Origin of the sequence: Hydrogenophaga sp. (assembly GCF_051007235.1) — a bacterium.
Lineage (GTDB): Bacteria > Pseudomonadota > Gammaproteobacteria > Burkholderiales > Burkholderiaceae_C > Hydrogenophaga.
Genome location: NZ_JBPCSJ010000197.1, coordinates 1 through 10626, shown reverse-complemented (window position 1 = coordinate 10626; position 10626 = coordinate 1). Strand labels below are relative to the sequence as shown.

The 10626-nt window shown below is 66.3% G+C and carries 9 protein-coding genes, 1 tRNA gene and 2 pseudogenes; 8 read left to right on the top strand and 4 right to left on the bottom strand.

Features of this window, described 5'->3' with window-relative positions; genetic code table 11:
• Window positions 1-1278: pseudogene (locus tag ACR2JA_RS07155) on the bottom strand (transcription-repair coupling factor); the annotation flags it as partial.
• Between the two features lie 98 nt (window positions 1279-1376).
• On the opposite strand from ACR2JA_RS07155, the gene ispD reads away from it, so the two are divergent.
• Complete coding sequence (ispD, locus tag ACR2JA_RS07150) at window positions 1377-2099, top strand: 2-C-methyl-D-erythritol 4-phosphate cytidylyltransferase (RefSeq protein ID WP_434008410.1); 723 nt, start codon at window positions 1377-1379, stop codon at window positions 2097-2099.
• Entirely contained in the window at window positions 2096-2593 is a 498-nt protein-coding gene (gene ispF / locus ACR2JA_RS07145) for a 2-C-methyl-D-erythritol 2,4-cyclodiphosphate synthase (RefSeq protein WP_434008409.1), read from the top strand. Before ispD ends, ispF begins: the two co-directional genes overlap by 4 nt.
• Before the next feature lie 22 nt (window positions 2594-2615).
• Here ispF and ACR2JA_RS07140 read toward each other — a convergent pair whose 3' ends face one another.
• Both ACR2JA_RS07140 and ompR read right to left on the bottom strand, forming a co-directional pair.
• Complete coding sequence (locus ACR2JA_RS07140) at window positions 2616-4019, bottom strand: ATP-binding protein (RefSeq protein ID WP_434008408.1); 1404 nt, start codon at window positions 4017-4019, stop codon at window positions 2616-2618.
• Window positions 4019-4750 (bottom strand): osmolarity response regulator transcription factor OmpR, encoded by a 732-nt coding sequence (gene ompR / locus ACR2JA_RS07135; RefSeq protein ID WP_434008407.1) that lies wholly within the window; start codon window positions 4748-4750, stop codon window positions 4019-4021. The genes ACR2JA_RS07140 and ompR overlap by 1 nt, the downstream gene beginning before the upstream one ends.
• A 170-nt stretch (window positions 4751-4920) precedes the next feature.
• Between ompR and ACR2JA_RS07130 the strand changes: the two genes are divergently transcribed.
• Together ACR2JA_RS07130 and ACR2JA_RS07125 are read left to right on the top strand one after the other, a co-directional pair.
• Window positions 4921-5205: a hypothetical protein gene (locus ACR2JA_RS07130; protein ID WP_434008406.1), complete on the top strand. Its 285-nt coding sequence runs from the start codon at window positions 4921-4923 to the stop codon at window positions 5203-5205.
• 75 nt (window positions 5206-5280) lie between these two features.
• On the top strand, window positions 5281-5973 hold the full coding sequence (locus tag ACR2JA_RS07125; protein WP_434008405.1) for an SIMPL domain-containing protein: 693 nt from the start codon (window positions 5281-5283) through the stop codon (window positions 5971-5973).
• Window positions 5974-6040: 67 nt separating this feature from the next.
• Here the strand turns inward: ACR2JA_RS07125 and ACR2JA_RS07120 are convergent, their stop codons facing one another.
• A complete protein-coding gene (locus tag ACR2JA_RS07120; RefSeq protein ID WP_434008404.1) occupies window positions 6041-6811 on the bottom strand; it encodes a 3-hydroxybutyrate dehydrogenase in 771 nt (256 codons plus the stop codon).
• A 79-nt stretch (window positions 6812-6890) separates the two neighbouring features.
• Between ACR2JA_RS07120 and ACR2JA_RS07115 the strand changes: the two genes are divergently transcribed.
• From ACR2JA_RS07115 to ACR2JA_RS07100, 4 genes and pseudogenes are all read left to right on the top strand, one after another.
• On the top strand, window positions 6891-7814 hold the full coding sequence (locus ACR2JA_RS07115; protein ID WP_434008403.1) for an alpha/beta fold hydrolase: 924 nt from the start codon (window positions 6891-6893) through the stop codon (window positions 7812-7814).
• A gap of 9 nt (window positions 7815-7823) precedes the next feature.
• Window positions 7824-10127 carry a RelA/SpoT family protein gene (locus tag ACR2JA_RS07110; protein ID WP_434008402.1) on the top strand — a complete coding sequence of 768 codons (2304 nt, stop codon included), beginning with the start codon at window positions 7824-7826 and terminating at the stop codon, window positions 10125-10127.
• A 63-nt stretch (window positions 10128-10190) separates the two neighbouring features.
• Window positions 10191-10267, top strand: a tRNA-Val gene (locus ACR2JA_RS07105).
• Between the two features lie 195 nt (window positions 10268-10462).
• Window positions 10463-10579: pseudogene (locus tag ACR2JA_RS07100) on the top strand (polyhydroxyalkanoate synthesis regulator DNA-binding domain-containing protein); the annotation flags it as partial.
• Between the last annotated feature and the right edge of the window lie 47 nt (window positions 10580-10626).

Genomic DNA, 10626 nt, shown 5'->3' with positions numbered 1-10626 from the left:
GATGCCGACCTTTTCGTCGCTGGCCTGGAACGCGGCCAGCGAATCAAACGCCGGCGGGTTCAGGCCGCTGGCGCGCAGGAAGTCCAGCAGGCTCTCGCGCCGGCCGTCGCTCTCGGCTAGGAGCAAGACCCGGTGCGCTGTGTTGCGGATGTGGCCCTGCAGCCGGGCCAGCGGGTCTTCGGCACCGCGCACCACCGACAGGTCGCCCAGCTTTTGGGCGAAGGCGTTGTCGGCGATGTCTTCCACCGCCGGCCGGATCGCCAGTTGCGCATGGGCATTGGCCTCGCCGTAGAACTGCTCCATCGACAGGAACAGGCTCTCGGGCGGCAGGGCGGGGCGCTCGGGGTCGCCCTTGACCAGGCGGTAGCGGTCCTGTGTGTCCTGCCAGAAGCGCTGGAAGGCCGGTTCCAGATCACCGTGCAAGACCACGGTCGCCTGTTCGCCGAGGTAGTCGAAAACGGTCGCGGTTTCTTCAAAGAACAGCGGGAGGTAGTACTCGATGCCGGCGGTGGCGACACCGTTGCCCATGTCCTTGTAGATGCGGCTCTTGGTCGGGTCGCCTTCGAGCAGTTCGCGCCAGCGGCTGCGAAAGCGCCCGCGTGCCGCCTCGTCCATCGGGAATTCGCGGCCGGGCAGCAGCCGCACCTCGGGCACGGGGTAGAGGCTGCGCTGGCTGTCGGGGTCGAAGGTGCGGATCGAGTCGATCTCGTCATCGAACAGGTCGACCCGGTAGGGCACCTGCGAGCCCATGGGGAAGAGGTCGATCAGGCCGCCGCGCACCGCGTACTCGCCCGGGCTCACCACCTGCGTGACGTGGTTGTAGCCCGCCAGCGTGAGCTGGCCCTTGAGCTTGGCCTCGTCCAGTTTCTGCTTGACCTTGAACTGGAAGGTGTAGCCCGCCAGAAAGGACGGCGGCGCCAGCCGGTACAGCGCGGTTGTGGCGGGCACCAGCACCACGTCAGCGCCGGTGTCCTTGTCGCGCTGCTGGATGCGCCAGAGCGTGGCCAGGCGTTCGGAAATCAGGTCCTGGTGCGGCGAAAAGGTGTCGTAGGGCAGGGTTTCCCAGTCGGGAAACAGGGCGCAGCGCAGGTCGGGCGCGAAGAACGCCATTTCGTCCATCAGGCGCTGCGCGTCGGTCGCATCGGCGGTCACGATGGCCACGGGTCGGCCGGCGGCCTTTTCCCGCGCCGCCAGTTGCGCGAGCAGCAGCGAGTCGGCCGCACCGGCGGGGCGGGGCAGGTGGAAGCGTTGGCCGGGTTTGAGCTTGGGCAGGTCCATGGGCGCGGGTCGTTCGGGTGGCGGAGGGAATGACGAACACCCCCCAACCGGCTCGGCAGGGGGGTGTTTGCGGTCAATTCTAGAATGCGCGCTTGCCCATGACCGATACCCCGACCCCATCCCCCCAGAACCCACCGGCCCGTTTGTTTGCGCTGCTGCCCTGCGCCGGCACCGGTTCTCGCGCTGGCACGGCCGGTCCCAAACAGTACGAACCGCTGCTGGGCGTGCCGCTGGTGCTGCACACGCTGGCGGCCTTCCATGCCGTTGCTCGCATTGAGCAGGTGCTGGTGGTGGTGTCCCCGGGTGACCGCTTCCTGAGCGTGGACGACCCGCAGACCCGACTGGCGCGCTGTGGCGGCGCCACGCGGGCACAGAGCGTGTTCAACGGCCTGCAGGCCCTGCTGGAGGGCGTCGCCCACGCGCAAGACTGGGTGCTGGTGCACGACGCGGCGCGCTGCCTCATCACCCCGGCGCAGATCGATGCGCTGATCGACGCCTGTCTGGACGATGCGGTGGGCGGCTTGCTGGCGCTCAAGCTGCCCGACACACTCAAATCTGAAACCGATGGCCGTGTCTCGGCCACGGTGGACCGCAGCGACAAGTGGCTGGCCCAGACGCCACAGATGTTCCGCATCGGCGCCCTGCAGGCGGCCCTGGCGGCGCGCGCCGCCAGCGGCTTTGACGGCATCACCGACGAAGCCAGCGCCATGGAACTGGCCGGTCAGGCGCCGCGCCTGGTGCCGGGCAGTGCGCAGAATTTCAAAGTCACCTACCCCGAAGACTTCGCTCTGGCCGAAGCCATCCTGAAAGCCCGCCCATGACGCAACCGACCATTCCGTTTCGCATCGGTGAGGGCTGGGACGTGCACGCCCTCGTGCCCGGCCGTCCGCTCATCATCGGCGGCGTCACCGTGCCGCACCGCATGGGCCTGCTCGGTCATTCGGACGCCGACGTGCTGCTGCACGCCATCACCGACGCGTTGCTGGGTGCTGCGGCGCTGGGCGACATTGGCCGTCACTTTCCCGACACCGACGCCCACTTCAAGGGCGCCGATTCCAGCGCGCTGCTGGCCGAAGCCGCGCGCCGCGTGCGCGAGGCCGGCTACGACATCGGCAACGTGGACAGCACCGTGATCGCCCAGGCGCCCAAGCTGGCGCTCCACATCCCGGCCATGGTCGCTGCCATTGCCCGCACCCTGGCTCTGGCGACCGAGCAGGTGAACGTGAAGGCCAAGACGGCCGAAAAGTTGGGGCCGGTGGGGCAGGGCCTCTCGATCGAGGCGCGCGCCGCGGTGCTGCTGGTGCGGCGGGGCTGAGCCCGCCCCGGTTCCCACCTTGTCAGGCTTTGGCGCGCGGCAGCTTGATGTGCGCCGCCAGGCCGCCGGTGCTGCTGTTGGCCAGCGCAAAGCGGCCACCCATGCGCGTGATGGCGCGCTCCACGATCGCCAGCCCCAGCCCAGTGCCGGTGGCCGATGAGCGTGAGGCGTCGCCGCGGAAAAAGGGTTGCGTGAGCTGGGTGAGCATCTCGGGGCTCACGCCCGTGCCGTGGTCGCGCAGCTTGATCAGCACCCAGTCGTCTTTGGCCTTGGCGGCGATGTCAATGCGCGCCACGCCGGTGACCGGGTCGCGCCCGTAGCGCTGGGCGTTTTCCACCAGGTTGGCGAACACGCGCTGCAGCTCGGTTGCATCGCCCATGACGATGGTGTCGGGCGGGATGCTGGTGGTGACGCTGGTGTTGGGGTCGTGGCTGGCCGGGAAGGTGGCCGCTTCGATGACCTGGTTCAGGCTCACCCGCTCGGGCTCCAGGTGGTCCGGACGGGCGTAGTCGAGGAACTTGTCGATGATGGCGTTGACCTGCTCGATGTCGGCCGCCATGTGTTCGCGTGCCTGTGGATCGCCCACGCTCATCTCGGTTTCCAGCCGCAGGCGTGCCAGCGGCGTGCGCAGGTCGTGCGAAATGCCGGCCAGCATCAGGGCGCGGTCCTGTTCAATTTTGGACAGGCGCTGCGCCATCCGGTTGACGCCGATGTTGACCTCGCGGATTTCGCTGGTGGCCACGGCTTCGCTCAGCTGGCTGGCGTTGAAGTCGCCCTCGCGCAGGCGGCTGGCCGCGAACGACAGGTTTTTCAGCGGCCGGTTGATCAGGCGCGCGATCAGCGCTGCGCCGGTCAGCGACAGCACCAGCGCCGTGCCCAGCCAGATCAGCCAGGTGGTGCCGGCCACCAGGCCCAGCCGTGACGGGTCGGTCAGCAGCCAGTACGGGTCGCCATCGATGGAGAATCCGATCCACAGCCCGGGCGTGCCATTGACTTCACGGGCCACTACGGTGCCCGGGCCGAGCCGTGCGCTCAGGCGTTCGCTCACGCTGCGGCTGAGCGAATCGGTGTCGTACAGGCGGTACTGGTCGGTCGGCTCGCGCGGCGCGATCCGCACGCTTTCTTCGTCCGCCAGGGTCTTGACCAGCGACACCCGCGCGATGGAGTCCGAGTGCACCAGAGCGGCCCGGCTGAGGTTGACCAGCGAGGCCAGCTGCTGGGCGCTCTGCAGCACGCGCGGCTCGAACTCCAGCGCCCGGAAGGTCTGCAGCCAGGCGACGATGCAACCGAGCAGCAGCATGGCCAGCAGAAAGAACGTGCGCCAGAACAGGCTGACTTCCCGCGGCGGGCGCGACTCGAGCGGGGCGGGCGCCGTCTCCAGCCCGGTGGGCTGGGTTTCAAACGGGACGCGCGACTCCTCGTTCATCAGCTGTTGCCGTCCGGCACAAACACGTAGCCCACGCCCCACACCGTCTGCAGGTAGCGCGGCGATGCGGCGTCTTCTTCGATCAGCTTGCGCAGACGCGAGACCTGCACGTCCAGGCTGCGGTCAAACGGCTCGAACTCGCGACCGCGGGCCAGCTGGGCCAGCTTTTCGCGCGACAGCGGCTGGCGCGGGTGGCGCACCAGCGCCTTGAGCATGGCGAACTCGCCGGTGGTCAGCGGCAGGTCCTGACCGTCCTTGCGCAGGGTGCGCAGGCTCAGGTCGAATTCGAACGGGCCAAAGGTGACGGTTTCCGCGTCCTGCGAAGGGGCCCCGGGTACCTCGGTGGGTGGGCGGCGGCGCAGCACGGCGTGGATGCGAGCCAACAGCTCGCGCGGGTTGAACGGCTTGCCCAGGTAGTCGTCGGCGCCGACTTCCAGGCCCACGATGCGGTCCACGTCTTCGCTTTTGGCGGTCAGCATGATGATGGGGGTGCGGTCGCCGTTGGCGCGCAGGCGGCGGCAGATCGACAGCCCGTCTTCGCCCGGCATCATCAGGTCCAGCACGATCAGGTCCACCGATTCGCGCTGCAGCACGCGGTTGAGGGCTTTGCCATCTTCGGCCAGCATCACCTCGAAGCCTTCCTGCATCAGGTAGCGGCGCAGCAGGTCGCGGATTCGCACGTCGTCGTCCACGACCAGAATCTTGTTGGGGCGGGCATTGGTTTGTGGCATGCGTGCAACTCTCCGAAAATGTAACAAACTCGATTGTGGCAGCGGCAAGTGCTTGTCACGACTGGTTTTTTGTGGTTCTGACACGGTGTTACAAATGTTGCCCCGACTCGCGTCGCGGTTACCGCAGGGCAACACACACAATGCGGGTCCGCGTCATACTTCGCATCACCATGAAGCCGTACCTGTCCGCCGGTTGCCTCTTGCTCGCTGTGCTGCCCACCCTGGTGCTGGCGCAGGGCAAGCGTGCGCACCCGTTGCCTGACGACGCACCGGTGAGCGTGCTGCCCATCTCGGTCGACAACGCCGAGTCGCGCAGCGCCTCCACCCTGCGCGACAGCCTGCGTCAACCCTTTGACGACGCGGACAACAAACCCTACCGTTTGAGCTCTGAGGAGCGCCAGCGCATGCGCGAGCAATTGCGCAACCCATCCGTCTACGAAACGACCAAGAAATAGCCCATGCCGATCACGACCGTTGCCGCTTCCCTCCCGATCGCATCGCGCTCCTTCTTCTCTCACCTGTCTCTCTTCATGGCCCTGGCCACCGCTGGCACCAGCGGCGCGGCATGGGCCCAGGTCGCGCCCATGGCCCCAGAACCCGCCAACATCGTCAACATTTCCGCCAGCGGCTTTCTGGAAGTGCCGCAAGACTGGCTGAGCATGAGCCTGAACACCACCAAAGAAGGCGCTGACGCCGCGGCGGTGCAGGCCCAGCTCAAGACCGCGCTGGACGCCGCACTGGCCCTGGCCAAACCGGCCGCCCAGCCGCAGCAGATGGAAGTGCGCACCGGTCAGTTCAGCCTGTACCCGCGCTACGGCAGCAACGGCAAGATCAATGGCTGGCAGGGCACGACCGAGCTGGTGATCGAAGGTCGCGATTTCGCGCGCATCAGCACCACGGCCGGCAAGATCCAGTCCCTGACCCTGGGGAACGTGGGTTTTTCGCTGTCCCGTGAGGCGCAGCAGAAGCTGGAATCCGATGTGCAGACGCTGGCCATCGAGCGATTCAAGGCCCGTGCGAACGATGTTGCCAAGGGCTTCGGTTTCACCGGCTACACGCTGCGCGAACTCTCCATCAGTTCGGCCGACCAGGGTGGCGGTCAACCCTACCCGCGCGCCATGGCCATGCAGGCCAAAGCCGCCATGGCCGATGCGCCGGTGTCGGTGGAGGCGGGCAAAAGCACGGTCAATGTCACAGTGTCTGGAGCGATCCAGTTGCGCTGAACAGCCCTTCCGGTTACCCAACAAAAAGGCCCGCATCGCGGGCCTTTTTGTTTTGAGGGTGTGCCGTTTACTGGGCGGTCCAGCCGCCGTCCATGTTCCAGGCCACGCCGCGCACGTTGTTGCCCGCGGGCGAACAGAAAAACACCGCCAGCTCGCCCAGTTCTTCCGGGGTGGTGAACTGCATCGAAGGCTCTTTTTCGCCCAGCAGCAGCTTCTTGGCGTCTTCGTTGGACAGGCCCAGTGCGGCTGCCTTGGCGTCCACCTGCTTTTGCACCAGGGGCGTGAGCACCCAGCCCGGGCAAATGGCGTTGCAGGTGACACCCGTGGTCGCGTTTTCCAAGGCGGTGACCTTGGTCAGGCCCACCACGCCGTGCTTGGCGGCCACGTAAGCCGACTTCTCGGCCGAGCCGACCAGCCCGTGCACCGACGCCACATTGATGATGCGGCCCCAGTTGGCGGCGCGCATCGCCGGCAGCGCCAGGCGACTGGCGTGGAACGCGCTGCTGAGGTTGATGGCGATGATCGCGTCCCACTTCTCGACCGGGAAATCCTCCACCCGCGCCACATGCTGGATGCCGGCGTTGTTGACCAGGATGTCCACCTGGCCGAACTGCGCGGCGGCGAACTTCATCATGTCTTCGATCTCGGACACCTTGCTCATGTCGGCGCCGTGGTAAGCCACCTGCACGCCCAGCGCGGCCACTTCGGCTTTCGGGCCTTCGGCGTCACCGAAGCCGTTGAGCACGATGTTGGCCCCTTGACGCGCCAGGGCCTTGGCAATGCCCAGGCCGATGCCGCTGGTGGAGCCGGTCACGAGGGCGGTTTTGTTCTTGAGCATCGGTAACCTCCAGTTCCATTACGATTGGTTGAAAGACATGGAATCCATTATCACGGACACCTTCAGGGCAGATCGGCGCATGCAGACTCCACAGCTTCAGTTTCTGCCGGTCCAGGGCCTGGTGGCCCGTGACGGCGGCCCCCGGCGCCTGGCGTTTTGGGACTGGCCTGCGCGGTCGGGAGCCGATCCGCGTCGCGTCGTGATCTGCGTGCACGGCCTGTCGCGCCAGGGTCGCGACTTTGACGTACTGGCCCAGGTGCTCACCTCGCGCGCTCGCGTGCTGGCGGTGGACGTGGTCGGGCGGGGGCATAGCGACTGGCTGGCCGATCCGGCCGGCTACCAGGTGCCGACCTATGCCAGCGATCTGGCGCAGCTGATCGCCTGGGTGCGCGCCCAGGCGCCTGACGCGATCATCGACTGGGTCGGCACCAGCATGGGCGGGCTGATCGGCATGGTGATCGCGGCGCAGCCCGCGCTGGCGCCCCGCCGCCTGGTGCTCAACGATGTGGGGCCCGTGATCCAGTGGTCTTCACTGGTGCGCATCGGTTCCTACGTGGGTCTGAACCCGTCGTTCGATTCCGAGCAGGCCGCCACCGATTACCTGGCGTCCATCTCAGTTGGGTTTGGGCCCCACACGCCCGAGCAGTGGGCGGCGCTCTCGCGCCCCATGCTGCACGAACGTGACGGGAAGTGGTGGCTGCACTACGACCCTGCAATCGCCACACCGTTCAAGGCGCTGGCCGATGCGGTGGATGAGGCTGCCTCTCGCGAGGCGCTGAGCGCGGGTGAGGCGGCGCTCTGGGGGCTGTACGACGCCATCCGTTCGCCGACCCTGTTGCTGCGCGGGGCCGACTCGGACCTGCTCACGCGCGACACGGCCGATCAGATGACCCGGCGTGGCCCGCAGGCGCGCTGCGTGGAGTTCGCCGGCGTGGGTCACGCGCCCACCCTGGTGAGCGACGACCAGTTGGTCGTGGTGCGCGATTTCCTCTGGGCGGAGTGAATGGCCGAGATGAAACGCACGCCTTCCGCTCCTTCCGAGGCATTGGCACCGGCGCCGGTGGTCACTTCGGCCATCGTGGCCGCCACGTCCGACAGCCTGCCGCACCAGGCGCAAGCCTTGAGCCGCGCCCGGGCATTTGCTGAGCCCTTGCTGGCCTGCGAACAGTTGGACACCGGCGAGAACATCCTTGCCCATGCCGATGCGGTGGCGGGCATCTTGCAGGACATCGGTGGCTCCGAGGCCATGCAGGCGGCCGCTTACCTGGTCTACGCCTGCCAGCACCTGAGCCGACCGCAGGAGACGATCACCAAGGCGTTTGGCGAGCACTTCGCCGCGCTGGCGATCGAGACCACCAAGCTGGTGCAGTTGCAAAGGCAGGCACGCATCAAGTCGGCCCAGGCGCAGGCCAAGAAAGACGAAGAGCGCCAGGCCGCGGTGGCGGCTGCGCTGCAGGCGCCTTCGGCAGCCAAGGCGCCCGTTTCCGAGCTGGCCGCCAGCCAGACCGAAAACGTGCGCAAGATGCTGCTGGCCTTCTCGCGCGATCTGCGTGTGGTGATGTTGCGCCTGACCTCACGGCTGCAGACCTTGCGATTCTTTGCCGCCACCAAGGGCGATCCCGGGCAGGCGCTCGCCAGCGAGTCACTGCACGTCTTCGCCCCGCTGGCCAACCGCCTGGGGATCTGGCAGATCAAGTGGGAGATGGAGGACCTGGCCTTTCGTTTCCTGGAGCCGCAGACCTACAAAGAAGTGGCGCGACTGCTGGACGAAAAGCGCGCCGAGCGCGAGGCGCATGTGGAGCAGGTGCGACACCAGCTGCAATCCGACCTGCAGCAGCAGGGGATCGACGCGTCGGTGCAGGGCAGGCCCAAGCACATCTACAGCATCGTCAAGAAGATGCGTGGCAAGTCGCTGGGATTTGACCGTGTGTTCGACATCCGCGCCCTTCGGGTGGTGGTGCCTGAGATCAACGATTGCTACACCGTGCTCGCCCACGTGCACGCCCATTTCGTTCCGATCGCCGAAGAGTTCGACGACTACATCGCCAAACCCAAGCCCAATGGCTACCAGTCGCTGCACACCGTGGTGCGCGACCAGCAAGGACGGGCATTCGAAATCCAGATCCGCACCCAGGCCATGCACGACCACGCCGAGCACGGTGTGGCGGCGCACTGGGCCTACAAAGAGGCGGGCGCCAAAGGGTACGCCGGCGTGTCCGCCAGCTCCGAGTACGACGCCAAGATCGCCGTGTTGCGCCAGCTGCTGGCCTGGGAGCGTGACCTCAGCGGCACCGCCCAGGGGCTTTTTGATGATCGCATCTATGTGCTGACGCCGGATGCGGCCATCGTGGAGTTGCCACAGGGCGCCACCGCGGTGGACTTTGCCTACACCGTGCACACCAGCCTGGGACACCGCTGCCGCGGTGCCCGCGTCGATGGCGCGATGGTCACCCTCAACACACCCCTGCAGAACGGGCAGACGGTGGAGGTGATTGCAGCGAAAGAGGGTGGACCTTCGCGTGACTGGCTCAACAGCGACCTGGGCTACCTGGTCAGCCACCGCGCCAAGAGCAAGGTGCGGGCATGGTTCAACGCGCTGGCGATGGAAGAGACCATGGCCAAAGGGCGTGAAGCGGTGGAGCGCTTGCTGCAGCGCGAAGGCAAGACCGCGCTCAAGCACGAGGACTTGGCCAGCGCGATGGGCCTGGCATCCGCGCAAGAGCTGTTCGAGCAGGTTGGTAAAGACGAGCTGTCTCTGCGCGCGATCGAGACCCACCTGCGTCCACCAGAGCCTGAGGCGGTCGATGAGCCCTTGCCCTGGCTGAAAAAGCCGCGCAAGAGCAGCGCTTCGGCCAATGGTGGCGTGCTGGTGGTGGGAGTCGATTCGCTCATGACCCAACTGGCCAAGTGCTGCAAACCGGCGCCGCCCGACGACATCCGTGGTTTCGTCACCCGCGGCAAGGGTGTCAGCATCCACCGCAGCGATTGCGGGGACTTCGCGCACCTGCAACGCAAGAGCGCCGATCGGGTGATCGAAGTGCAGTGGGGCGGGCAGGGCGCTGGCACACGCGACGGAGTGGCTTCGGTGTATCCGGTGGACGTGGCGGTGGAAGCGCAAGACCGCCAAGGCCTGCTGCGCGACATTTCCGATGTGTTTGCCCGCGAGAAGATGAATGTGATCGGGGTGCAGACCCAGTCGGTCAAAGGAGTGGCCTGGATGACCTTCACCATCGAAGTGACCGACGCGCGCCAGGTGGCCCGCGCCATGTCTGTGGTGGGTGATGTGCCGGGTGTCCGCGTGGTCCGGCGCAAGTGAATTTGGTGCACGTTTAGAAGAAGCGAAAAACGGTGCTATAATTCAAGGCTTCGGACAGTTTGTAGGCGCGTAGCTCAGCTGGTTAGAGCACCACCTTGACATGGTGGGGGTCGTTGGTTCGAGTCCAATCGCGCCTACCAAACCTTTCGATGCACCCAGGCCTGACATTTGTCAGGCCTTTTTGCTTTTGGGCGCTGCATCATTGCCGTATAGCGGTCGAGGCGCCCGCACAGGGTAAACCCATGCTGACAGGCGTTGAACCCGATTCCTAGAATGTGCGATGCTCGCCCATCGCTTCGACGGGGTTGAGGCATTTCCATTCTGAAAGTCCAGCAGTGCAAAAAAGCAAGGCCGCAGCCGGCAGCACCCAGTCCGACGGTGTGCGGGTCATCAAAAAGTATCCCAACCGCCGCCTCTACGACACCGATACCTCGTCCTACTTCACGCTGGCTTAGGTCAATACGCTGGTGATGGACAACGAACGCATCTTGGTGCGCGA